This window comes from Pseudomonas sp. PB101 (assembly GCF_009764265.1).
GTDB lineage: Bacteria > Pseudomonadota > Gammaproteobacteria > Pseudomonadales > Pseudomonadaceae > Aquipseudomonas.
Genome location: NZ_RWIR01000031.1, coordinates 18,404 through 43,775, shown reverse-complemented (window position 1 = coordinate 43,775; position 25,372 = coordinate 18,404). Strand labels below are relative to the sequence as shown.

The window sequence follows — 25,372 nt, the reverse complement described above, 5'->3', positions numbered from 1 at the left end:
AACGTATGAATCGCCTGCCGTCACACCTGGATCGCCTTCACTTCGACGAACTCGTTCAGCCCTTCTTCCCCCCACTCGCGACCATTGCCCGATTGTTTGTAGCCACCGAACGGCGCCTGATAATTGAATGCTGCACCGTTGAGGAAGCACTGGCCGGCGCGCAGCTGCCGCCCCAGGTGCAAGGCGCGTTCGGCGCTGCCGGCCCAGACGCCGCTGGACAGGCCGAACGGCGAGTCGTTGGCGATCTGGATCGCTTGCGCCTCATCGGCGTAAGGGATCAGGCACAGCACCGGGCCGAAGATTTCTTCCTGGGCGATGCGCATGCGGTTGTCGACATCGGCGAACAACGTCGGGCCGACATAGAACCCGCGTTCGAAAGCCGACGGCGTATCACCGCCGCACAGCAGCCGTGCGCCCTCCTCCTGGCCGACCTTGATGTAATCGAGCACAGTGCGTTTTTGCCCTGCCGAACACATCGGGCCGAGGAAACTTTGCGCATCGAGCGGATCGCCCATGCGCAGGCTCAGGGTTTCAGCCAACGCCAGTTCCACCGCTTCGGCATAACGACTGGCGGGCAGCAACATGCGGGTCAGCGCGGTGCAGGTCTGGCCGGAGTTGATCATCACGTCCTGCACGCCGTAGCGCACCGCTGCGGCAAGGTCCGCATCCTCGGCGATCAGCAGCGGCGACTTGCCACCCAGCTCCAGGCACACGCGCTTGACCGAAGGTGCTGCTGCTTGCGCCACGCGAACGCCGGCGCCGGTGGAACCGGTGAACGACACCATGTCCACGTCCGGGTGCTTGGCCAGCGCTTCGCCGACTTTCGAACCCGGCCCGCTGACCAGGTTGAACACCCCGGCCGGCAGGCCGATGTCCTCGATCATTTGCGCCAGCAGGAAGGCATGCAGCGGGGTTTCCTGGCTCGGCTTGACCACCACCGTGCAACCGGCGGCCAGGGCCGGGGCGAGTTTGCCGATCAACTGGTGCAGCGGGTAATTCCACGGATTGATGAACGCGCACACGCCCACGGCCTCGCGGATCACCAGCGAGTTGCCGACCTCGCGCACTTCGTCCATGAGATGAGCCAGTTCGACGTACTGCTCGAGGCCAGCGATCGGTCCGTCGACCTGCACCGAGCGGCACCATTGCACCGGCATGCCCAGTTCCGTGGTGATGACCGCAGCCATTTCATCGGCACGCTTGCGCAATTGATCGGCCAGTGCGCGGATGTAACCGGCACGCACGCTGGACGCTGTGCGCGACCATGAGTCGAACGCCCGGCGTGCAGCCGCCACGGCGTTTTCGACATCGCGTTCATCACCCAGCGGCACGCTGCCGCAGGCTTCTTCCGTGGCCGGGTTGAGCACCTCGGCGATGCCCTGCCCCGACGGGGTTTGCCAGCGACCATCAATGAACAGTGTCTTGTGATTAAGCATGAACCTGGGCCTCCATCAATTCTTGAGCACAACGGGCAATGCGCTGGCAGGCATCGCGCAGGGGTTCGGTGCCGACCACCAGACCGAGGCGGATGTGCCCCGCCGCGCTCGGACCGAAGGCCTCACCCGCCAGGACCGACACGCCGTGGCGATCCAGCAGACGGTCGGCAAAGGCCTGGGCGCTGAGCCCGGTCTGGCGAATATCGAGCATCACGAACATGCCGCCATCGGGTTTCAACGCCCGTACGCCGGGGCAATCGGCCAGGCTCTCGCACACCAGGTCGCGACGCTGGCGATAGGCTTCGCGCATGGCTTCGAGTTCCGGCAGGTTGCTCTCCAGTGCGATAACTGCCGCGTCCTGAATGAAATCCGGTGAGCCGTAGAGCATGCACAGTGCGAGGTTTTCCAGGTTCGCGGCCAGGGACGGCGGCGCCACCACCCAGCCGACGCGCCAGCCGGTCATGGCGTGGGATTTCGACAGGCTGTTGAGGGTCGCGGTGCGCTCGGCCATGCCCGGCAGGCTGGCCGGACTGACGTGCTCGCCTTCGAACAGCAATTCGCTGTAGACCTCATCGGAAATCAGCCACAGGTCGTGGCCGATGCACAACTCAGCCAAAGCAGCCCAGGTGCTGCGCGGCAGACTGGCGCCGGACGGGTTGTGCGGGCTGTTGAGTGCCAGCGCCCGGGTACGCGGAGTGATGCGTGCGGCGACGTCTTCGGGCAGCACGCGGAAACCGTTTTCCGAGCGCACCGGCACCGGCACCACCACGGCGCCGCAGGCACCGAACACCGCTTCGTAGGTGACGTACATCGGTTCGGCGACGATCACCTCGTCACCCGGATTGAGCACGCATTGGGCCACGCTGAACAGCGCACATTGCGCCCCGGCCAGCACAATGACCTGATCCGCCGAAACGGACTGGCTGCTGCGTTGTTGATGCCGCTTGGCGATGGATTCACGCAGGGCACGCTTGCCGCGCACCTCGGCGTAATGGGTGTTGCCGCTCCGCAAACTGTCGATCGCGCCCTGCACGATGGGCTGTGGCGTGTCGAAATCCGGGTCGCCCACGGACAACAGCAGAATGTCTTCGCCCTGTTCGCGCTTGGCCAGGGCGCGGTAGTGAATGTCCCACGCGGCGGCGCCGTCACCGGCGATACGTTGAGTCAGATCGGAAAAGCGCATGGTTTCATCCCCTTCAAATACAGGCGTAAGCATGCTTGAGTTCGATCAGTGTCACGCCGTTGCGCTTGAAGCCATGGCGCAGGTCGGTCTGCAACTCGGCCAGGCTTTGCGGCTGGTTCACGGTGCAGCCGAACGCACGCGCGAGGGCGGCGAAATCCGGGTTGCGCGGCAACACGCCGATGGGCTCGATGTCCAGGCCGAGCATGTCGTCGCGGATTTGCCCCAGGGCGTCGTTGTTCCACAGCAGCACCACCAGCGGGCTGTCCAGTTCCTCGACGGCGGTCGCCAGCTCCTGCGCGGTGTAGAGGAACCCGCCGTCGCCGACCAGCACCAGGCCCGGCCGTTGCGGCGCGCCGAACTTGGCGCCGATGCCGGCCGGCAGGCCGTAACCCAGGGTGCCGTAGCCGGTCGGATGCAACCAGCTACGGGTGGCGGCGCTGTCATAGGCGTAGTTGCCGGTGTAGGCCAACTGGGTCATGTCGGTGCTGATGAAGGCGTTGTCCGGCAGCTCGGCGGCTATACGGTCGAGAATCGATTGATGGATCGACTGCAACGGGCCATGGCCGGCCTTGACCGCTTCACGCAGGGCGGCGACCGAGGCAACCGCGGCGCTGGCATCGCGCACCTCGCTCGGCAGGCGCTCAAGCAAACCGCTGAGGGTTTGCTGTGCATCGCCATGCAACGCCACTGCACAGGGGTAGAAGTCGTTGAACTTGCGCGGGTCGATGTCGATGCGCAGCAGCTCGCCATTGAGCGGCAGGCGTTCGCGCCAGAAGTCGGTATCGGCCATTTCGGTGCCGACCGCCAGCACCACGTCGGCCTCGGCGAGCAGGTTCCAGCCGGGCTCCACGCACAAGGAGGAACCGGCATTCAAAGGCGCGTCCGGGGGCAAGAGGCCCTTGCCGGCGACGCTGGTGAACAATGGCGCAGCGAGACGCGTGCTGAGTTCGTGCAGTTGCGCCGTTGCATTCAGCGCACCGCCACCGGCGATGATCATCGGGCGCTTCGCAGCGCTGAGTCTGGCCACGGCTTCATCCAGCGCGGTGGCGGATGCCGGGCCACGCCCCGGACGGCGCACCACTTCGTTGCTCCAGTCACGGGCAATTGGCGCCGCCAATACATCCAGCGGCACCGAGATGTGCACCGGGCGCGGCCGCTCGCTGTCGAACACCGCGTAGGCACGGGCGATCAGTTCCGGCAGGTCTTCGGCGGTCAGCGCCACGGCGGAGAATGCAGTGATCGGCGCGGTCATCGCGCGCTGGTCCTGGCATTCGTGCAGGCTGCCCCAGCCCTTGCCGAGGCTGGCGCTGTGGTTGACGCTGGAAATCACCAGCATCGGAATCGAGTCGGCGTAGGCCTGGCCGATGCCGGTGGCGGCGTTGGTCACGCCGGGACCGGTGATGACGAAGCACACGCCGGGTTTGCCGCTGACCCGGGCATAACCGTCGGCCATGAAACTGGCGCCCTGCTCATGGCGGGTCAGCACGTGGCGAATGCCACTGCCGGGCAAGCCGCGATACAGCTCAAGGGTGTGTACGCCGGGGATGCCGAACACGGTATCGACGCCGTAATTGGCCAGCAGGCGCACCAGCGCCTGGCCACCGGTCAAGGTTATGTTTTGCATGTTCATGTCCTCACGCATGGCCGAGGCGAATCAACGCATCGACCGCAGTGGTGCCCTGGGCACCGACCAACAATGGGTTCACATCGAGTTCCAGCACGTGCGCGGCGTTTTCGCAGGCGTAGTCGGCCACGGCGCGGATCGCCGTCACCAGAGCGTCCGGGTCGGCAGGCTCGCGGCCACGGAAACCTTGCAGCAGCGGCGCGCTGCGCAGGCCGAGCAAGGCATTGCGGATCGCGCCGTCGGTGGTCGGCAGCAACAGGCTGCGACTGTCCTTGAGCAACTCCACCAGAATGCCGCCGGTACCGATCACCAGCGCGAGGCCAAAATCGTTTTCACGCTTGATGCCGACGATCAGCTCGGCCAGTGGCGGTTTGGCCATGGGCTCCAGCAACAGTTGATCGAACGGCACGCCCGGTGCGTAGGCGGCGATGCTGACGCGCATCTTTTCCAGTGCAGCGCTCAATGCCGCGCCATCCTTGAGATTCAGCGCCACGGCGCCGGCCTCGGTCTTGTGCGGCAGCTGTGCGCTGACGGCTTTGAGTACCAGCGGATAGCCCAGTGCCTCGGCGTCTTCCAGGGCTTGATCCGGGGTGCTCAAAACACCGTTTGGCGTGGGCAGACCGAAGGCTCTCAGCGCCTGTTTGGAATCCCACTCATTGAGCAACTGCCCTTCGCCTTCCAGCGCGCTCGGGCACAGCGGCACCAACACCGATTCACCCAGGGCCAGCAAAACCTGACGATTGCGTTGATAACCGGCGATGCGGCCCCACGCAGCCAGGCCGTCTTCGACGCCTTGCAACGCCGCGACGCCCTGACTGTGCAGACGCTCACGGGCGTGGGCCGGCAGCAATTCAGGGAAGGCCGAGGTGACAAAACCGGTCTTGCCGTGGCGCACCAGTGCCGCGCAGAACAACTCCAGCAGCAGGTCGCACTCCTTGCGCTCGCCGGTGAACTGCGCCGGGTAGTCGAGCACCAGCATCGCGGCGTCGGCTTCGGTGCGCAGCGCGCTGTCGAGCATGCGGTTCAAGGCTTCGCCGTCGCCCCAGATCGCCGTGGTGAAATCCAGCGGGTTGACCAGGTTGGCGTAACCGGGCAGCACTTGCGCGAGTTCTCCGACCTGTCCTTGATCGAGCTTCGGCAGGCCCAGCTCGTTGCGTTCGGCGTAGTCGGCAATCAGCCCGGCGTCGCCACCGGAACAGGCCAGCGCGATCAGGCTGTTGCCCGCCGGCAGGTTGCCGCAGGCCGCGGCTTTCAGGGTTTCGACAAAGCTCACCGGACCGCTGACGCGGATCACCCCGAGGCGATCGAACAGCGCGTCGTACAGTGCATCGGAGCCGGACAAGGAACTGGTGTGACTCAAGGCCAGTTCGGCGCCGATCTGCGACACGCCGGTTTTCAGCGCGATGATCGGGATGCCTTTCTCCAGCGCCTTGTGCGCGGCACGGGCGAAACCCGGCACGTTCTTCAGGCCCTCCAGGTGCAGGCCGATGGCGGTGACACGCGGCTCGTCGAGCAACACGTCCATCAATTCAGCCACGCCCAGTTGCGCCTGGTTGCCCACCGAGGCCATGTAGGCCACCGGCAGCGAGCGGTCGCTCATGGACAGGTTGTAGGCGAAGTTGCCGCTCTGGGTCAGCACCGCCACGCCCTTCTCCACCGCCTTGCCGCCGTGCGCCACCGGCCACAGCGCGCAGCTGTGCAGGTAGTCGAGCAGGCCGTAGCAGTTGGGGCCGAGCAAGGCCATGTCGCCAGCGGCCTTGAGCAGTTGCTGTTGCAGGGCCTGGCCTTCGGCGCCGGTCTCGGCAAAACCCGAGGCGTAGCAGATCGCCCCGCCCGCGCCGATGGCGGCCAGTTCGGCGACGCAGGTCAGGGTCAGTTCGCGGTTGGTGGCGATGAACACGGCGTCCGGGCCGCAAGGCAGCTCGGCCACGCTGCGCACGCACGGCACGCCTTCGAGGCTGTCGTGCTGCGGGTTGATCAGCCACATTTGCCCTTGGTAGCCGCCTTCGGCACAGCGCTTGAGGGCGCGGGCCATGCTGCGGCCGCCGACGAACGCCACGTGTTGCGGCGCGAGCATGCGTTTGAGGTTGTCACGGATGGTTTGGGACATGGAAGTTCTCCGGGCCGATCAGCGCAGCAGCGGCCGCAGCAGCTCGCGGGAAATGATGTGGCGCTGGATTTCCGAAGTGCCTTCCCAGATCCGCTCGATCCGCGCGTTGCGCCAGATGCGCTCCACCGGGCCTTCGTCCATCAGGCCCATGCCGCCGAAGATCTGCACCGCTTCATCGGCGGTACGCCCGAGCACTTCACTGGCGAACAGCTTGGCCATGCCGGCCTCGCCATCGGTCATGGTGCCCTGGTCCATTTTCCAGGCGGTGTGCAGGGTCAGCAGTTCAGCAGCGCGAATCTGCGTGGCCATGTCGGCCAATTTGAACGACACTCCCTGGTAGGTACCGATCGGCTGGCCGAATTGCTTGCGGTCCGCCGCCCATTGCAAGGACACATCCAGTGCACGCTGGGCCTGACCGACGCAGTTGGCCGCGACCATCACCCGCCCGGCGGTCAGCCAGGCGTTGGCCACGTCCCAACCCTTGCCGACTTCGCCCAGCACTTTGCTGGCCGGCACGCGGCAGTCGTCGAAGAACATTTCGAAGGTGTGGTAACCACGGTTGCTCACGCACTTGGGGCCACGGCGGATGGTCATGCCCGGGGTATTGCGGTCGACCAGGAACGAGGTCACGGCGTTGCGCTTTTTGCCGTTGTGCTCGTAGGTGTCGGTGACGGCGAAGACGATGGCGAAATCGGCATGGCCGGCGTGGCTGATGAAGTGCTTGCTGCCGTTGAGAATGAAGTCGTCGCCTTCACGCACGGCGCGGGTCTTGATCGCATTGGCATCGGAACCGGCGCCCGGTTCGGTCAGGGCGAAGCAGTCGATCTTCTCGCCCTGGATGCTCGGCAACAGGTAGTCGTTGATCTGGTCGCCGGTGCAGGCCATGAGGATTTTCGACGGCCGTGCGACGAACACGTGCAGCGCCCAGGAGACCTTCGACAGTTCACGCTCGATCAGCGCCTGGGACAGGTAGTCCAGGCCGCCACCGCCCACTTCCTCGGGCATGTTGAAGGCGTAGAAACCGGCGGCAATCGCCTTGCCGCGAATCTGCGCGGCCAGTTCCGGGGACACCTCGTCGGCGCGGTCGACTTGCTCTTCATAGGGCAGCAGTTCCTTCTCGACGAAGCTGCGTACCGAGTCCACCAACATTTCTTGTTCTTGGGTCAGTTGGAAATTCATGGTGCTACCTGTTGTTCGTTCACAAAGAATGGTGTGCGAGGCTGAAGGTGATCGCTGGCAAGCCAGCGCCTACAGGACCGCTGCGATTAGCGGCCGACGAAGTTCGCCGGGCGTTTTTCCATGGCGGCGCGCAGGGCTTCTGTGCCGTCTTCGCTGCGACCGCACAGCAGGCCGGCGGCGAGCTCGGCTTGCAGTTGTTCGGCCAGGCTGCGTTCGGCGCCTTCACGCATGAGTTTTTTGGTCTGGGCGAAGGCGAAAGTCGGACCGGCGGCCAGGCGTGCGGCCAGCTCATGGGTGACCGTCAGCAGTTGCTCGTCGGCGCAGACTTCGCCGACCAGTCCGGCGGCCAGTGCGCGGTCGGCCCCCCACAATTCGTCGAGGAACAACAGGCGCTTGGCCTGTTCGCTGCCGATCAGGCGTGGCAGGTGCCAACTGGCGCCGGCATCCGGCGAGTACGCCATGCTGGTGTAGCCGGCCTTGAAGCGCGCCGATTGCCCGGCGATGCGCAGGTCGCAGCACAGGGTCAGGTCCATGCCGGCGCCGACGGCGGTGCCGTTGATGGCGGCGATGGTGGGTTTTTCCAGGCTGTGCAGACGGGTCATCAGGGCGTGGGCGGTTTCGGTCCAGCCGTAGGTTTCCAGGGCGCCCCGGGCTTCGGCATCGGCCCATTCATCGAGGTCGGCACCGGCGCAGAAGCTGCGGCCACTCCCCGTCAACACCACCACGCGCACCGCCGGGTCGGCGTTGAAACCGTCGAGCAAGGCATGCAGGTTCTTCAGCGTCGGAATGTCCAACGCATTGCGCTGGGCCGTGCGATTGAGGGTGATCCAGGCAACGCCTGCTTCGACCTGGCTGAGCAGCGACGATTGAGTGGTCATGGGAATCCTCGAATTATTGTGATTGGTCTGAGGTGATGCGACTTGAGGCCATACTAAACGAGTGTTCAGTAAGGCGGCAATCGGTGGAGAAACGAGCTGTAACAAGCTCAAAAAATCTGTAACACATTGGTTTTATTGAATTATTTCAATATTGGCGAGTATGGACCGCAGGCGCTGTTACAACTTCGAACAACTGGTGACACGCGGTCTTCCCGCCACCACACCCCCCTGTAGGAGCGAGCCTGCTCGCGAGAGACGCAAGGCCACCGCGGGAAACCAGACAGCCCGCGTTATCGTTGACGACCATCGCGAGCAGGCTCGCTCCTACAGGGAATCTGCGGTGTGCATAGAAGCTGGGGATGCCACAAAACACTGTGGGAGCGGGCTGGCCCGCGATGACGGCATCACATTCAACATCTCTGTTGACTGACATACCGCTATCGCTGGCAAGCCAGCTCCCACAGGGGGTTGTGTTCAGCTCAAGGGATCAGGCAGTCGGCAAGCTCGGTGCCAGCACGCCCTGGCGCTTGCGATGAATCAGGAAGTACGCGCCATAGCACAGCGCAATGAAGCCAAAGCCCCAATACAGCGACGGACGCTGGGTTTCATCCAGGGCCAGGAACACGAACAGCGAGCAGCACAGCGTGATGCACATCAGCGGCAGCACCGGGAACCACGGTGCGCGGTACTTCAGGTCGCTGAGTTTGTTGCCGTCACGCAGCCAGGCCTTGCGGAACTTGTACTGCGCCAGCGCGATGACAATCCAGGTCACGGTGCCGGACATGCCGCTCACCGCCATCAGCACCATGAACAAGGTGTCAGCGGCGACGAAGCTGGTCATCAGCGACACCAGCGCGAAGCACAGGGTGATGCTCAAGGCGCGCAACGGCACGCCGCGCTTGCTCAATGGCGACAGGCTTTTCGGCGCCATGCCGGTTTTCGACATCGCCCACAGGATGCGCGTCGAGGCGTACAGGCCGGAGTTGCCCACCGACAGGATCGCGGTGAGGATCACGAAATTCATCAGGTCGGCCGCATAGGGAATGCCGACCATGTCGAACACCTGCACGAACGGGCTTTCCATCAGCCCCGCCTGCTGCCACGGCACGATGGCCGACAGCACGATGATCGCCAGCACGTAGAAGATCAGCACGCGGAACACCACGTTGCGCACGGCCCGCGGAATGCTCTTTTCCGGCTGATCGGTTTCACCGGCGGCCACGCCCATGATTTCGCAACCCTGGAACGCGTAGACCACGGTCATCATCACCGCGAACACCGCCGACAGGCCATTGGGGAACAGCGAATCGCCAAGCAGGTTGCTCGCCATCGGTGCCGGGGCGCCGCTGCTCAGGGGCATCACGCCGAAGATCACCAGCACGCCGACCACGATGAAACCGAGAATCGCCGCGACCTTGATCCCCGAGAACCAGTATTCCGCTTCACCGAACGCGCGGGTCGCCATGGCATTGATACCGAACAGCACCACCACGAACAGTGCCGACCAGTACCAGATCGGCACAGTCGGGAACCAGCGCGTCATCAGCATGCCGGCGGCGGTGAACTCCAGGCCGACGGTGGTGGCCCAGCTCATCCAGTACACCCAACCGATCATGAACCCGGTGGCCGGGCCGATGTACTTGGTGGCGTGGGTCTGGAACGAACCGGACACCGGCATCTGCACCGACAGTTCGCCCAGGCAGACCATCACCAGGTACATCAGGAAACCGGCGACCAGGTAAGCCAGGATCGCCCCGACCGGGCCCCCCTGGTTGATGGTCACGCCGGAGCCCATGAACAGCCCGGTGCCGATGACGCCACCCAGGGACAGCATGAAAATGTGCCGGCTTTTCAGGGCGCGGGTCAGCTGTATGCCTTTACGATCAGTGTTCTCGTTCATGTCGGCACCTCAGCAGTCGGTGAGGTGTGCAACGCGCGACAGGACGTCACGGCGCAGGGAGGGATCAGCTTTACGGCAATTCATTATTATTATCTCCAATAAGCTTCGAAGACCGCGCTGCGGCGGTTGCGTCGATTATTGGAAAGCCATGTAAGTTCGCGTTGACCATCAGGATCGAAGTTGTACAAAGTCGTAACAAACTTGTACGTCAGCTCTGCAACAGGCCTTTGAGGGTGTTCAGCGCGAGTTGCAATTGCTCATCCAGCGCCGGGGTCATGCGGCGGATCGCCGATTCATCGTTGACCAGCGCCAACGCCTCCAGCGCCCTCAGGGTATTGGCCAAGGCACGAAAGCCCAGCGAATCGCCGCTGCCGGCCAGACGGTGCGCCAGTTGCGCGACCTCTGTGCAGTCATCGGCGGCAATGGCCTCCGTGAGTGCATCGCGGTGCTGAACGATCGAGTCGCGCAGCACCGCCAGCAAGCCCTGGACTTTCTGCTCGCCAAGCAGGGTGCGATGGGTCTGCAACAGCGGCCAGTCCATCGTCTCATCACCCGCAACCGCCTCGGCGACGGGCACATGCCCTTCCAGCACCTGGCGCAGGTTTTCCAACTTCAGGGGTTTGGCCAGGACGCCGTCCATGCCGGCCTCCAGATAACCGCGCACCAGCGCCGGCTGCACGCTGGCGGTCAGGGCGAAAATCCGCGTGCGGCGATTCGGCCCGTCGCTGTTGCGGATCTGCCTGCATAACTCGACACCGCTGATGCCCGGCAGGTGCACGTCCAGCAGCAGTAAATCGAAAACCTGCGCGGCACAGTGTTGCAGCGCCTGCTCCGCTTCTTCGGCCAGCCACACCCGGTGGCCGTCCCGTTGCAGCAAACCCTTGGCCACTTCGCGATTGAGCGCCACGTCTTCGACCACCAGGATGTTCAACGCCGGCCCCGCCGCGCGAACCGGCGCAATTGCAACTACGGCGCTGGCCGGCTGCAAGGACAGCTCGAACCAGAAGCAACTGCCGCGCCCCTCTTCGCTGTCGACGCCGATGTTGCCACCCATCTGCTCCACCAGATGCTTGCAGATCGCCAACCCCAACCCGGTGCCGCCAAAACGTTGCGCGACTTCTTCGCTGGCCTGGGTGAAGCGCTCGAAAATCTTCGCCTGCATTGCCGGGGCAATGCCGATGCCGTCGTCAGTGACGCTGACCCGCAGGCGTTGCCCGCCCTGTTCGCCGGTTTCGTTGAGCAGCGCTACCTCGACGCTGACTTCGCCGCCTTCGGTGAACTTGATCGCGTTGGCCAACAGGTTGCTCAGCACCTGACGCAAAAACTGCTCGGCGCCGTGGTGATGTTCGGCAATCCGCTGGTCGACGCGGCAACTGAGGACCGTGTCGTTGCCGAGCGCGCGCGGCTCCAGCAGTGTCAGCACCTCGTCGAGCAACTGGCGCAGCGAGAAATCCACCGGCTCGGGGTGGCTGACGCCCTCCTCCAGCTTGGCGAAATACAGCACTTCATTGAGGATCGTCAGCAAGCCTTCGCCGGCCTTGTGCAAGGCATCCAGGCGTTTGCCGTCCTGGGCGTCCAGACCCGCGCCGCGCAGCAGCTCGGCCATGCCGAGGATGCCGTTGAGCGGCGTGCGCAGTTCATGGCTCATGGTCGCCAGGAACCGCGATTTGGCGAGGTTGGCCGCTTCCGCCTCATCCTTGGCGCGCATCAGGCTGGCAGTACGGCGCTCGACCATTTTCAGCAGTTCGTCGCGGTTGTCCTGCAGGGCCAGGCGATCGGTTTCCCGGCGCTCGATGTCGCGCAGGATCGCCCGGCGCATGTCGTCCAGCGCGTGGGCCACGGTGTCGATTTCATCACTGCCGCGACGCTTGTCCAGGTGCAGGGGTTCGTGCCATTCACCGGCGGCGATGCGCCGGGCAAACTCGGCCATGACTTTCAGGTGGCGGGTCACCAGTCGATAAAACAACCCCGACAACGCCACGGCCAGGCCGCAGAGGAACACCGCCATCCACAACAGGCTGGTCAAACCGGTGGCGTAGAGACGCTGGTACACCGCCCCCAGATCGGTACTGACCTCCAGCTCGCCAAGGTGGCGCAACGGGCCGGACGGCGGCTGATAGTCCAGGGCAAAGCGCTCGATACGCAACGGTCCCGCCGGGTCTGGATTGCCCTGCACCAGGTCGAAATCGGCACTGCTCAGATGCACCCGGGCGACGTCGGAGAAGTCCACCAGGCCGCGCAACTGCACGTTCAGCTGTTCCTGGTTCAAGTCCCAGAGGCTGCGCTCCAGGCTGGCCAGATAACCGGCGCGGATCAGCTCCATGCGCGCATCGATGTCGCGCATTTCCCGGCGATACTCGATGTACAGTTGCACGCTGCTGGCGAGCACGGTGAAGCACAGGCTGAACAGCAGGATGAACAGCAGCAGCCGTCGTAGCAGCCCACCGGGACGAGCGCGAATCATTGCGCATCCGCCGGCAGGTTGATCATGTCGCGGTAGGTCACCTCGCTTTCGTTGAGCCAGCGTTCGATGTCGCCGGCATCGACCAGGCGCTGCAACTGCGCATCGATCTCGGGCATGCGAGCGGCCAAGGGCGAGCGCCGCGACACGGCGACCCGCAGGTAGTCCACGCTCAACGCCTTGGGCAAGGCGACGATGTCCTGGCCACCGGGCAATTTTTCCACGTACAGCTGGCCGGTGCGCCGCTCCTGGGTGATGAAATCGATGCGCCCGCGAATCAGCTTGCCGAAGTTCTGGTGGCTGTCGGAAACCCACTCGATATTGTTGTTGCGCGCGACCATCTGATCGAACTCCACGCCATAGCTCTCGCCGAACAACAGGCCGCCACGGTAACGGGCCAGGTCGTCCAGTTGTTCGAACTTCACCGGGTGCTGGCGGTTGATGAACAGCGCCACTTCTTCGCGCAATACCGGCACCGTCGAGAACAGCATGCTCTGCTCGCGTTGCGCGGTGCTGTAGGCCAGCACCACGTCGACCCGGCCTTCGGCGGCGTCCAGCAGGCAGCGTTTCCAGTTGCCCAGCACGACAATCTCGACCTCATAACCCAACTGGCCGAACAGGTTTTTAACCACGCTCGGCGCCAGGCCGCGCACCTGTTTGCCGTCGCTCCAGGAGATCGGCGGATACACCGGATAATCGCAATAGCGAACCTTGTCCGCCGCCCCGGCATGGCCGGCCACCAGCAACGCCAGCAGGCAAAACCATCGCCTCATCGGGCTCAGGCCGCCACACCGGCGGTAAACAGGTAACCGGCGCCGTGGATGGTGATGATCAACTGCGGTTCGGCCGGATCGTCGTGCAACTTGCGGCGCAGGCGCCCGACCAGCACGTCGATGGAGCGGTCGTTGGGCACCCATTCGCGGTTGCGGATCTGATCCATCAACTGGTCGCGGCTGAGGGTGTGGCCGCTGTTGCGCAGGAACACGCTGAGCAACTGGTATTCGCCGTGGGTCAGCAGGGTTTCGCTGCCGGACGCATCGATCAGGCGCCGACGGTCGGTGTCCAGCGCCCAGTCGGCGAACTGCTTGACCGGTTTGGCCACCGCGACGGCAGGCGCTGGCGTTTGCGCATAGCGGACCCGGCGAATCAGGTTTTTCGCCCGGGACACCAGTTCCCGTGGATTGAGGGGTTTGATCACATAGTCATCGGCGCCGCATTCGAGGCCGACGATGCGGTCGATTTCGTCGTTGCGCCCGGTGATCAGGATGATCCCGACTTCCGAGCGCACCCGCAGTTCGCGGGTCAGGGTCAGGCCGTCCTTGCCCGGCAGGCGGATGTCGAGCATCACCAGGTCGACGGTCTGGCTGGCCAGGAAGGTTTCCGCCAGCTCCGCCGTGGCGGCGCAATGCACTTCATAGCCTTCCTGGGACAGGTAGGCGTGCAGCAGATCGCGAATCAGCGGATCGTCATCGACGATCAATACCCGAGGAGTCATCGCTTGGTGTCCGGCTCAGGCCCGAAGGCCAGTTTCTTATTAGAGTGTTTTCCTGCATCGGCGCCAGAGAGTATCGATTGCTGAACGACTGATCAACAGTCGCTCGTCTGCACGCAAAAACGCTGGCGTCCGCCGGCCTGCAAACCATCGACCCAGGCCTCGCAAATCTGGATGCCCTGCTCCGGGGTGAAGGTGCCGGGGTTGAGCCCGGACTCCAGCCACAAGCCATCGAGCAAGGCGCTGAGGCTGATGGCGGCGAGGTCGGCGTCGAAATTTTCCCAGCCTTCCTCCCGGGCCAGTTCCGCCAGCACCTTGCGCAGGATGCCGCGATACTCGCCATAGGAATGATCGTGGGCCTGGTTGATGGCCTCGGCGGTTTTCACCGCGCCCCAGAACGCCAGCCAGGCATCGATGAGTTGCGGATCGAGCAGCTCGGCGGAAAACGAACCACGGAAAAACGCCGACAAACGCTCCCGGGCATTCGGCGCGGCTTGCTCCATGGCATCGCGCAGCAAGGTCATGACCCGCCCGGTGATCGCCATGTAGGCCTCGGCCACCAGTTCGTCCTTGCCGGAATAGTGATGGCTGATCAGCCCCACCGAGACCCCGGCCTCGGCGGAAATCTTGCGGATCGACGCGCCCTGGAAGCCGTGACGCTTGAGGCACACCAACGTCGCCTCGATCAGGTTGGCTTTGCGCAACTCCGGTTCCATGCGGGAAAAACGGGCTTCCTGATTCATGGGCGACACGCTCCTTGGTTCGATCGATTAGGCCCGCGCGGGTTAGCGGCGAGCTGAACGACTGTACAGCAAGAGCGGGCCATTTCTCCAGTCGGGTGTAAGTCAGGCAGACCGTGGTGTGCCCATCGCGGGCAAGCCACGCTCCCACAGGGTCTCGGTTGCTCGCGGATTTTGCGTACACCCACACACCCTGTGGGAGCTGGCTTGCCAGCGATGAGGCCAGCCCGAACAACCGAGTCTTCAGATCAGTCCCGATACCCCGGCGCCACCCGATCCAGCAGTCGCAGCAACGCCGCCCATCCCAGATGCATGGCATCCGGATCAGCCAGCTCCCCCTCTTCCAGCGGCCGCCCCGGGTCGTTGAACTGGCGCTCGGTGTGTTCGCACACCTCGGCCGGTGGCAGCACGACCTCTCCCGCCGCCATGGCCGTCAACTGGATTTCACAGGCCTTTTCCAGGTAGTACATACGCAGGAACGCCTGGCTCACCGTTTCGCCGACGGTGAGCAAACCGTGGTTGCGCAGCATCAGCACGGGCTTGTCGCCGATGTCCTTTACGAGGCGCTCTTGCTCGCTCAGGTCCAGCGCGACGCCTTCGTAGTCGTGGTAGGCAACCCGACCGTAGAACTCCATGGAAATCTGGTTCACCGGCAACAATCCGCACTTCAACGCCGCCACCGCGCACCCGGACTTTGTGTGGGTGTGCAGCACGCATTGCGCATCTTCGCGGGCGCCGTGGATGGCGCTGTGGATCACGAAACCGGCCGGGTTGACCGGGTACGGCGACGGTTCGACCGCCTGCCCATCGAGGTCGATCTTCACCAGGTTGGACGCGGTGATTTCGTCGAACATCAGCCCATAGGGGTTGATCAGGAAGTGATGCTCCGGCCCGGGAATGCGCACCGAGATGTGGGTGAAGATCAGGTCGGTCATGCGAAAGTGCGCAATCAGGCGGTAACAGGCCGCCAATTCCTCGCGCAGGCGCTGTTCGGTAGCGCTGCGCTCGGGGGCCAGGCGGGTGGCGATTTTATTCATTGTCGGGGTTCTCCAGGCTAATCGGCTACGGCAGACCTTAAGGCTGGACGCTTGTGTACGTCCAGCCAACTATCTCTGTAGGAGCCGGCTTGCTGGCGATGACGGCCTGCAGGTCAATGCAAGGTTCAAGGCAGCCATCGCCAGCAAGCCGGCTCCTACAAAAGCCAGCTCCTGCAAAGTCTGGTTATTTGCTGGCCCAGGCATTGAAGCGCTCTTCGAGCTCTTCGCCATGATCGACCCAGAAACCGACGTTCATCGACAGCGCGCCCTTGAGATTCTGCGGCGCCGTGGGCACCCATTGCGCCAGTTTATCGTCCAGGCGTGCGGCGGCCTGGGTGTTGGTCGGGCCGTAGGGGATCTGTTGCACGTAGTTGACCTGGGCGTCCGGCTGATTGGCGAAGGCGATGAAACGCTTGGCCTGATCGACATGCCTGGAGCCTTTGATGATCGCCCAGTAGTCCATGCCGTACAGGCTGCCGGGCCAGACCAGGCCGAGGTGGCTGCCTTTCTGCGCGGCGTCGGCGATGCGACCGCTGTAGGTCGAGGTCATCACCACGTCGCCGGCGGTCAGCCATTGCGGCGGTTGCGCGCCGGCTTCCCACCATTGGATGTAGGGCTTGAGTTCAGTCAGCTTGGCGAATGCCCGGTCCACGCCTTGCGGGGTGCCGAGCACCTTGTAGACGTCTTCGGTTTTCACCCCGTCCGCCATCAGGGCGAATTCCAGGTTGTACACCGCGCGCTTGCGCAGCCCACGCTTGCCGGGGGTTTTCTTCACGTCCCAGAAGTCGGCCCACGAGGTCGGGGCCTGGGCCAGTTTGTCGGTGTCGTAGGCAATCGCCACGCTCCACACCAGCGCGGCGGACCCGCATTCCTGTGCCGCGTCGGGAATCAACTGGTCGGCCTGGCCCAGGCGTGTCCAGTCCAGGCGCTCGTACATGCCCTCTTCGCAGCCGCGCATCAGGTCCGGGCCTTCGATCTGCACCACGTCCCAGTCGACGTTGCCGGTGTCGACCATCACTTTGATTTTCGCCATTTCGCCGTTGTATTCGCTCTGGATCACCTTGCTTTGATCCACGGCGGCAAAAGGTTGAAAGAACGCCACGTCCTGGGCTTTTTGTCCGGCTCCGCCGTAACCGACCACCACCATGTCCGATGCTGCCTGGGCGCTGCCCAGGCCCATGGCCACAGACAACACCAAGGGACAAAAACCGTGCTTGAGCGTGTGCGATTTCATCGATGGTTCCTCTTGCAGGTGCTGACCGGAACGAGGCCCGCGCAGCCCTTTTTTATTGTTGTGAGGTTTGGCCCGGGAGCGGGCTCGAAACGAAACTACTCCACGCCGCAGTAAAAAAACAAGTTGATTTTTTACTGCGGGTAAATTTCTATAGACCAATAATAACAACCGAAAACCTGATGCCGCTGTAGGAGCGAGCCTGCTCGCGAAGGACCTGAGAACACCGCGGGGTGTCAGATACCCAGCGTTATCGTTGACGTCCATCGCGAGCAGGCTCGCTCCTACAAAGAGCAGACTGCCTGGAGTAATCGCACCATGCCGACACCCGCCTTCGCGCACCTGTTCGAACCCCTGGAAATCCGTGGCAAGCGCCTGAAAAACCGCATCATGTCCAGCGGTCACGACACGTCGATGCCCACCGACAACCTGGTCAACGAGCAATTGATCGCCTATCACCGGGCACGTGCCGAAGGCGGTGCGGGGCTGATCGTGCTGCAGGTGGCCGGCGTGCACGACAGTGCGCGCTACACCTCCCACGTGCTGATGGCCACCGACGATGCGTGCATCGAGGGCTACCGCAAACTGGCGCAAACCTGTCACGCCCACGGCACCGTGGTGTTGTCCCAGGTGTTCCATCCCGGGCGGGAAATCATGGAGTCCAGCGATGGCCTGCTGGCGGTGGCCTACTCCGCCTCGTCGGTGCCCAACGAACGTTTCCGGGTGATGCCCCGCGCGCTGGACCAGGCGATGATCGACGAGATCGTCGACGGTTACGCCGCTGCCGCCCGGCGCCTGCATCAGGCCGGGATCGATGGCGTCGAAGTGGTCGCCAGCCATGGGTACCTGCCGGCGCAATTCATCAATCCGCGGGTCAACCGGCGGACCGATGGCTACAACGGTGAGCTGGAACAGCGCTTGCGTTTCCTGCGCGAAGTCATCGCTGCCGTGCGTGCGGCGACCGATGAGCAGTTCATCGTCGGCCTGCGCATCTCCGCCGACGAGCGCGACCCCGAAGGCTTGACCGAAGACGAATCCCTGGCCGCCGTGCAACTGCTGCAGACCCAACTCGACTACGTGCACATCGTCGCCGGCACCTCGGCGTCCCTCGGTGGCGCAGTGCATATCGTGCCGCCGATGGCGATCGAAGCGGCATACCTGGCCAAGGAAGCCGGGACGTTCAAGGCCGGCCTGGACATTCCGCTGTTCGTCACCGGGCGCATCAACCAGCCCCAGGAAGCCGAGCTGATCCTGGCTCGCGGCCAGGCCGATGTGTGTGGCATGACCCGCGCCTTGATCTGCGATCCGCAGATGCCCAACAAGACCGACACCGGCCGCGTCGAAGACGTGCGGGCGTGCATTGCCTGCAACCAGGCCTGCATCGGGCACTTCCACAAGGGCTTGCCGATTTCCTGCATCCAGCACCCGGAAACCGGGCGCGAACTGATTTTTGCGGAGCGTAAACCGGCGAACAAGCGCAAGCGCATCATGATCGCCGGCGGTGGCCCGGCCGGGATGAAAGCCGCCGCCGTCGCCGCCCAGCGCGGTCATGACGTGACCCTGTATGAAGCCGGTGCGCAATTGGGCGGCCAGGTATTGCTCGCGCAGTTGTTGCCTCGGCGCAGCGAATTCGGCGGCGCCAGCACCAACCTGCAGCGGGAAATGGAGCTGGCCGGCGTGCGCGTGGTGCGCAATACCCGGGTCGACCGGGCACTGGTGGAGCAGGAAAAACCGGACGTGGTGATCGTCGCCACCGGTGCCGAACCTTACTGGCCAGCCTTCGAGCGCGGCGGTGAGTTGCAGGTGGTGGACGCCTGGCAGGTGTTGCGCGACGAAGTACAGATCGGCCGTTCGGTGGTGGTGGTCGACTGGCGCTGCGACTGGATCGGCCCCGGCATCGCCGAGCGTCTGGTCCGCGCCGGGCACCAGGTGCAACTGGCGGTCAACGGCACCCATTGCGGGGAAAACCTGCCGCTGTACGTGCGCGATCAACTGGCCGGCGAGCTGCATAAACTCGGCGTGCCGATCACGCCGTACGCCCGGCTGTATGGCTGCGACGACAACACGGTCTACCTGCAACACACCGCCAGCGGCGAGCCGATGCTGATGGAGAACATCGACACCCTGGTGCTGTGTCAGGGTCACCAACCGGTGGACACCCTGGGTGCCGAGCTGCAAGGCCTGGTGGATTTTCGCCGCATCGGCGACTGCCTGGCCCCGCGCACCGCCGAAGAAGCGATTTATGAAGGGCTGAAAGTCGCGTGGGAGCTCTGAGGCTGTTTATACTCCGGGGCTTTAACGGCTAATACCCCCCCCTGTAGGAGCGAGCCTGCTCGCGATGGTCGCTAACGATAACGCTGGAAGCCTGACACCCAGCGGTGTTCTCGGGTTCATCGCGAGCAGGCTCGCTCCTACAGGGGGATGTGGTCCCCCTCCCGGTTCGGAATTTTCCATGAGCAACAATAGCAAGACCCAGCCCGCCGCCGAACCGCACTTTCTCGGCACACGCATTCGCGGCCTGCGCAAACGCCGGGGCATGACCCTGGCGGAACTGGCGCAACAGAGCGAACTCACCGCCGGCTACATCAGCCAGCTGGAGCGCAACCTCGCCTACCCGTCGATTCCGGCGCTGTTCAACATTGCCCGCAGCCTCGGCGTCACCATCCAGTGGTTCTTCGCCAGTGAAGCGGTCACCGCGCCTGAAGACGACGGCATCGTGGTGCGCAAGCACAGCCGCCTGAACGTGCATTACGAAGACGGCATCGTCGACCAGTTGCTGACCCCGCAAGCCAACCGCCAACTGGAAATGCTCCACTCGCGCTTCCCGCCCGGCACCTACAGCCAGCAAAGCTACAGCCACGATGGCGAAGAAGCCGGTTACCTGTTGTCCGGCAGCTTCGAGCTGTGGGTCGGCGAGCGGCATTTCCAGCTCAATGAAGGCGACAGCTTCAGCTTTTCCAGCCAGGAGCCGCACCGCTACGGCAATCCCGGCGATGTCGATGCGGTGGTGATCTGGGTGATTACGCCGCCGACGTTCTAACGCCGGCTGCGACCGCTTGCCTGAGTGGTACTCGCACGCTTGAGGGTGTCGCTCGGCAGCTCGTTGAACAACGCGCGATAGCTGCTGGAAAACCGTCCCAGGTGCCAGAACGACCAGTGCATCGCCACTTCAGCCACGGTGGTTTGCGTGGGCGTGCGGCTGAGCAATTCGCGGCGGGCGCTGTTGAGTCGGCGCAAGCGCAGCCATTGGGTCGGCGCCATGCCGGTGTAGGTCTTGAACGCGTGCTGCAACTGGCGCAGTGAAACGCCCGCGACCTGGGACAGTTCCAGCAGGTTGAGGTGTTCTTCCGGGGTGTCCGCCGCCCATTCCCCTACCCGCTTCATGATCGCCCGCTCTCCGGCACGGCGCTGCAACGCGCCCTGGTCGAGGCCGACGCAGGCGTTGTCGAGAATGAACAGGCAGTCTTCCAGCAGTTGCTGGGTCAGCGCTTCGCGGCTCGGTGGATCGAAGGTCTGCGACAGGCGCGTCAGGGTCCCGCTGAGCCAACGGCAGAACAGCGCGTTCTGCTGGGAATCGAGCGGCGCCATGAACAGCCCTTCGAGCCGGGCGATGTCCAGGCTGTGACGCTTCACAAACTCCGGACCGAACACCACGGCGATTTCCTGGTAGTTCTCCGGGGTGATCCAGATGTTGCGGCTCTCGCCATTCAACACGTACAGCGCGTTGTCGCCCCGGTCGAAACAGAACGACAACGAACCCTGGGGCGCGCTGAAATTCTGCTCGACCCGGGTGTTCATCGATTCTTCGTAAATCTCCACGCCCTGCAGATCCAGATAGCGCACCCTGCCCGCGAAATGCCCCGGCGACATCTGCTGGTAATGCTGGGTCCAGCCCGGCGTGGCGCGGATTTGCTCGGCGACATCGGCGGTGTTGAACGCTTGGACCTGGAGGGAATTGCAACCTGTCATGGGGCGACCTTACGCACTCTTTTGGTGCGCTTTGTGCTGCTTAAAGTGGATAGATGGAACCGCAAGGCTCGCCCAAGATAGACCTCAACGCGCTACAGGGGAAGTGTCCGGCGGATGAAACCGGTCTCTCCTGGCGTTAATAAAACCAATAACGAGGTCTTTATGAATGTCCCTTTCGATCAGCTGCTCACTTGGCTGAAAGATCACAAGATTACCGAAGTCGAGTGCGTCGTCAGCGATCTGACCGGCATTGCACGCGGCAAAATTGCACCGACCAACAAGTTCCTGCATGAGCGAGGCATGCGCCTGCCGGAAAGTGTCCTTCTGCAAACGGTAACCGGGGACTTTGTCGACGACGACATCTACTACGACCTGCTCGACCCGGCCGACATCGACATGGTCTGCAAGCCGGACGCCGACGCTGTCTACGTGGTGCCGTGGGCCATCGAGCCGACCGCCATCGTGATCCACGACACCTTCGACAAGTTCGGCAACCCGATCGAGCTGTCGCCGCGCAACGTGCTGAAGAAAGTCCTGCAGCTGTACACCGACAAAGGCTGGCGGCCGATCGTCGCGCCGGAAATGGAGTTCTACCTGACCCAGCGCTGCGAAGACCCGGACCTGCCGCTCAAGGCGCCGATGGGCCGTTCAGGCCGTGCCGAAAGCGGTCGCCAGTCATTCTCCATCGACGCGGCCAACGAATTCGATCCGCTGTTCGAAGACGTCTACGACTGGTGCGAACTGCAAGGCCTGGACCTCGACACGCTGATCCACGAAGACGGCCCGGCGCAGATGGAAATCAACTTCCGTCATGGCAACGCACTGGACCTGGCCGACCAGATCACCGTGTTCAAGCGCACCATGCGTGAAGCGGCACTCAAGCACAACGTGGCGGCCACCTTCATGGCCAAGCCGGTCGGCGACGAGCCGGGCAGCGCCATGCACATTCACCAGAGCGTGGTGGACATTGCCACCGGCCAGCCGATCTTTGCCGATGCCGATGGCAACATGAGCGAGCTGTTCCTGCACCACATCGGGGGCTTGCAGAAGTACATCCCGAAAGTGCTGCCGATGTTCGCGCCGAACGTCAACTCGTTCCGCCGCTTCCTGCCGGACACCTCGGCGCCGGTGAACGTCGAATGGGGCGAAGAAAACCGCACCGTCGGTTTGCGCGTACCGACTTCCAGCCCGGACGCCATGCGCGTGGAAAACCGTCTGCCGGGCGCCGACGCCAACCCGTACCTGGCCATCGCCGCCAGCCTGCTGTGCGGTTACCTGGGCATGGTCGAGCGCATCGAGCCGAGCGCCGCGGTACAGGGCCGTGCCTACGAGCGCCGCAACCTGCGCCTGCCGATCACCATCGAGGACGCCCTGACCCAGATGGAAGAGTGCGACACCATCAGCCGCTACCTGGGCAGCAAGTTCGTACGCGGCTATGTCGCGGTCAAACGCGCCGAGCACGAGAACTTCAAGCGCGTGATCAGTTCGTGGGAGCGTGAGTTCCTGATGCTCAGCGTTTAACACCCCGCTCCCCCAGGCATCACACAATCCCTGTGGGAGCGGGCTTGCCCGCGATGAGGCCGGTACATTCAACATCATCGTTGCCTGACAGGCCGCCATCGCTGGCAAGCCAGCTCCTACAGGGGTTTGGTGAATTCCTATAGATCCCAATAATTCCAAGAAGGTATCGACATGCGTCTATTGAAATCCATGGTCCCGGCCGCGCTGGCGGTCTTGTTCAGCGCCGTAGCCCAGGCTCAGCCCCAGGTCAGTGTCTACAACTGGACCGACTACATCGGCGAAACCACCCTCGCCGACTTCCAGGCGAAAACCGGGATCAAGGTGATCTACGACGTATTCGATTCCAACGAAACCCTGGAAGGCAAGTTGCTTGCCGGCCGCACCGGGTATGACGTGGTGGTGCCGTCCAACCACTTCCTCGCCCGCCAGGTAAAGGCCGGCGCGTTCCTCAAGCTCGATCGCGAGCAACTGCCGAACTTCAAGAACCTTGACCCGAAACTGCTGACGCTGCTGGAGAAAAACGATCCGGGCAACGCGCACTCGGTGCCTTACCTGTGGGGCACCAACGGCATCGGCTACAACGTCGACAAGGTCAAGGCTGTGCTGGGCATCGACAAGATCGATTCCTGGGCCGTGCTGTTCGAACCGGAGAACATCAAGAAGCTGAGCGCCTGCGGTGTGTCGATGATGGACTCGGCGGACGAAGTGTTCCCGGCGGTACTCAACTACATGGGCATGGACCCGCGCAGCGAAAACCCCGAGGACTTCAAGAAGGCCGAAGCCAAGCTGCTGGAGATCCGCCCTTACATCACCTACTTCCACTCCTCCAAGTACGTCTCGGACCTGGCCAACGGCGACATCTGCGTGGCGTTCGGTTACTCGGGCGACGTGTTCCAGGCCGCCAACCGCGCCAAGGAAGCCGGCAACGGCGTGAACATCGCCTACGCCATTCCCAAGGAAGGCGCCAACCTGTGGTTCGACCTGCTGGCCATCCCCGCCGACGCCAGCAATCCGAAAGAAGCCCACGCCTTCATCAACTACCTGCTGGACCCGCAAGTGATTGCCAAGGTCAGCGCGTCGGTCGGCTATGCCAACCCGAACCCGGCCGCCAAGCAGTACATGGACCCTGAGCTGGTCAACAACCCCGAGGTGTATCCGTCCCAGGAAGTCCTCGACAAACTCTACATCTCCACCACGCCGCCGCAGTCGATCATGCGCCTGATGACCCGCTCGTGGAGCAAAGTGAAGTCCAACAAATGAATCAGTACACCAAGGAACACACCCACTCCTATTACGCGGCGTCCGCCAAGGGCATGAGGCAGCGTGCCGCGCTGGCCTCGGACCTTGAGGCCGATGTGTGCGTGGTCGGCGCGGGTTTCACCGGCATCAACACCGCCATCGAGCTGGCCCAGCGCGGGCTCTCGGTGGTCCTGTTGGAGGCCCGGCGGATTGGCTGGGGCGCCAGCGGGCGCAACGGCGGCCAGTTGATTCGCGGCATCGGGCATGACGTCAGTGGTTTCGCCAAACACATCGGCGCCGAGGGCGTGCAATACCTGGAACACGCCGGGACCGAATCGGTGCAAGTGGTGGCCAATCGCATCGGCGAACACGCCATTGATTGCGACCTGCGCTGGGGTTTCTGCGAACTGGCCAACACCAAGGCGCACTTTGCCGGGCTGAAGGCCGAGCACGCCGAACTGCTCGAGTCCGGTTATGCCCATGAAACCCGCTTGATCGAAGCCGGCCAGATCCGTGAGCAGGTGGTGAATTCCGGCGTCTACGCCGGCGGCCTGGTGGACATGGGCTCGGGTCACCTGCATCCGCTGAACCTGGCACTGGGCGAAGCGCAAGTCGCCGAATCCCTCGGCGTGCAGATCTTCGAGCAGAGCCCGGTGCTGGAGCTGATCCACGGCAGCACCGTGCAAGTGCGCTGCGCCGGGGGCACCGTGCGTGCGGGCACCCTGGTGCTGGCCTGCAACGCGCACCTGGAAGAGCTGGAACCGAAGCTCAGCGGCAAGGTGCTCCCGGCGGGCAGCTACATCATCGCCACCGAACCCTTGTCGGAGGATGCCGCCAGGCAACTGATCCCGCACAACGTCGCACTGTGCGACCAGAAGGTCGGCCTGGATTACTACCGGCTCTCGGCCGACCGGCGCCTGCTGTTCGGCGGTGCCTGTCATTACTCCGGGCGCGATCCTTCGGACATCGCGGCCTACATGCGCCCGCAGATGCTCAAGGTGTTCCCGCAACTGGCCGATGCGCGCATCGATTATCAGTGGGGCGGCATGATCGGCATCTCGGCCAACCGCTTCCCGCAGGTCGGGCGCCTGAGCCAGCACCCGAACGTCTTCTACGCCCAGGGCTATTCCGGCCACGGCCTGAACGTGACCCACTGGTGCGCGAAGTTGTTGGGCGAAGCGATCCATGCCGGCCACAGCAAAGGTTTCGACGTGTTCAGCGCCGTGCCGCACATGACCTTCCCCGGCGGACGCGCCCTGCGCTCGCCGTTGCTGGCCCTGGGCATGTTCTGGTATCGGATGCGGGAAATGCTGGGTTGACCAGCGGGCGCCTGAGACGAGGGTCGGCCCCTCGCCTCAGGCATCCGGACAGG

At 63.7% G+C, this 25,372-nt stretch carries 19 protein-coding genes; 5 read left to right on the top strand and 14 right to left on the bottom strand.

Features of this window, described 5'->3' with window-relative positions; genetic code table 11:
- Positions 1–20: 20 nt before the first annotated feature.
- From EI969_RS10045 to EI969_RS09985, 13 genes are all read right to left on the bottom strand, one after another.
- Positions 21–1,436 (bottom strand): aldehyde dehydrogenase family protein, encoded by a 1,416-nt coding sequence (locus EI969_RS10045; RefSeq protein WP_160387486.1) that lies wholly within the window; start codon positions 1,434–1,436, stop codon positions 21–23.
- The gene (locus EI969_RS10040) at positions 1,429–2,619 is read right to left on the bottom strand and encodes a pyridoxal phosphate-dependent aminotransferase (RefSeq protein WP_160387484.1); all 1,191 of its coding nucleotides are present in this window, start codon (positions 2,617–2,619) and stop codon (positions 1,429–1,431) included. Before EI969_RS10040 ends, EI969_RS10045 begins: the two co-directional genes overlap by 8 nt.
- A gap of 13 nt (positions 2,620–2,632) precedes the next feature.
- The gene (locus EI969_RS10035) at positions 2,633–4,243 is read right to left on the bottom strand and encodes a 5-guanidino-2-oxopentanoate decarboxylase (protein ID WP_160387482.1); all 1,611 of its coding nucleotides are present in this window, start codon (positions 4,241–4,243) and stop codon (positions 2,633–2,635) included.
- Positions 4,244–4,253: 10 nt separating this feature from the next.
- Positions 4,254–6,353, bottom strand: coding sequence for an acetate--CoA ligase family protein (locus EI969_RS10030; RefSeq protein WP_160387480.1), 2,100 nt, complete (start codon positions 6,351–6,353; stop codon positions 4,254–4,256).
- An 18-nt stretch (positions 6,354–6,371) separates the two neighbouring features.
- Positions 6,372–7,532 (bottom strand): acyl-CoA dehydrogenase family protein, encoded by a 1,161-nt coding sequence (locus EI969_RS10025; protein ID WP_103393516.1) that lies wholly within the window; start codon positions 7,530–7,532, stop codon positions 6,372–6,374.
- 86 nt (positions 7,533–7,618) lie between these two features.
- Positions 7,619–8,410 (bottom strand): enoyl-CoA hydratase/isomerase family protein, encoded by a 792-nt coding sequence (locus tag EI969_RS10020; RefSeq protein ID WP_160387478.1) that lies wholly within the window; start codon positions 8,408–8,410, stop codon positions 7,619–7,621.
- A gap of 487 nt (positions 8,411–8,897) precedes the next feature.
- Complete coding sequence (locus tag EI969_RS10015; protein ID WP_160387476.1) at positions 8,898–10,310, bottom strand: amino acid permease; 1,413 nt, start codon at positions 10,308–10,310, stop codon at positions 8,898–8,900.
- 208 nt (positions 10,311–10,518) lie between these two features.
- Complete coding sequence (locus EI969_RS10010; RefSeq protein WP_160387474.1) at positions 10,519–12,774, bottom strand: ATP-binding protein; 2,256 nt, start codon at positions 12,772–12,774, stop codon at positions 10,519–10,521.
- Positions 12,771–13,544, bottom strand: a complete 774-nt coding sequence (locus EI969_RS10005; protein WP_160387472.1) for an ABC transporter substrate-binding protein — start codon at positions 13,542–13,544, stop codon at positions 12,771–12,773. The genes EI969_RS10010 and EI969_RS10005 overlap by 4 nt, the downstream gene beginning before the upstream one ends.
- Before the next feature lie 5 nt (positions 13,545–13,549).
- Positions 13,550–14,266, bottom strand: coding sequence for a response regulator (locus EI969_RS10000; protein ID WP_160387470.1), 717 nt, complete (start codon positions 14,264–14,266; stop codon positions 13,550–13,552).
- Between the two features lie 92 nt (positions 14,267–14,358).
- Positions 14,359–15,006, bottom strand: coding sequence for a TetR family transcriptional regulator C-terminal domain-containing protein (locus tag EI969_RS09995; RefSeq protein ID WP_110659255.1), 648 nt, complete (start codon positions 15,004–15,006; stop codon positions 14,359–14,361).
- Between the two features lie 245 nt (positions 15,007–15,251).
- Positions 15,252–16,040 carry a class II aldolase/adducin family protein gene (locus EI969_RS09990; protein ID WP_160387468.1) on the bottom strand — a complete coding sequence of 263 codons (789 nt, stop codon included), beginning with the start codon at positions 16,038–16,040 and terminating at the stop codon, positions 15,252–15,254.
- 184 nt (positions 16,041–16,224) lie between these two features.
- Positions 16,225–17,274, bottom strand: coding sequence for an ABC transporter substrate-binding protein (locus EI969_RS09985; protein ID WP_160387466.1), 1,050 nt, complete (start codon positions 17,272–17,274; stop codon positions 16,225–16,227).
- 315 nt (positions 17,275–17,589) lie between these two features.
- On the opposite strand from EI969_RS09985, the gene EI969_RS09980 reads away from it, so the two are divergent.
- Positions 17,590–19,545 carry an FAD-dependent oxidoreductase gene (locus EI969_RS09980; protein WP_160387464.1) on the top strand — a complete coding sequence of 652 codons (1,956 nt, stop codon included), beginning with the start codon at positions 17,590–17,592 and terminating at the stop codon, positions 19,543–19,545.
- Between the two features lie 178 nt (positions 19,546–19,723).
- A complete protein-coding gene (locus EI969_RS09975; protein WP_160387462.1) occupies positions 19,724–20,311 on the top strand; it encodes a cupin domain-containing protein in 588 nt (195 codons plus the stop codon).
- Here the strand turns inward: EI969_RS09975 and EI969_RS09970 are convergent.
- Positions 20,308–21,240, bottom strand: coding sequence for a helix-turn-helix domain-containing protein (locus tag EI969_RS09970; RefSeq protein ID WP_110661034.1), 933 nt, complete (start codon positions 21,238–21,240; stop codon positions 20,308–20,310). The genes EI969_RS09975 and EI969_RS09970 overlap by 4 nt on opposite strands.
- A gap of 162 nt (positions 21,241–21,402) precedes the next feature.
- Here EI969_RS09970 and EI969_RS09965 point away from each other — a divergent pair, with 162 nt between their 5' ends.
- From EI969_RS09965 to EI969_RS09955, 3 genes are all read left to right on the top strand, one after another.
- Complete coding sequence (locus tag EI969_RS09965; protein ID WP_160387460.1) at positions 21,403–22,761, top strand: glutamine synthetase family protein; 1,359 nt, start codon at positions 21,403–21,405, stop codon at positions 22,759–22,761.
- Between the two features lie 171 nt (positions 22,762–22,932).
- Positions 22,933–24,021 carry a polyamine ABC transporter substrate-binding protein gene (locus EI969_RS09960; RefSeq protein WP_160387458.1) on the top strand — a complete coding sequence of 363 codons (1,089 nt, stop codon included), beginning with the start codon at positions 22,933–22,935 and terminating at the stop codon, positions 24,019–24,021.
- Entirely contained in the window at positions 24,018–25,319 is a 1,302-nt protein-coding gene (locus EI969_RS09955; RefSeq protein ID WP_160387456.1) for an FAD-binding oxidoreductase, read from the top strand. Before EI969_RS09960 ends, EI969_RS09955 begins: the two co-directional genes overlap by 4 nt.
- The last annotated feature ends 53 nt before the right edge of the window (positions 25,320–25,372 follow it).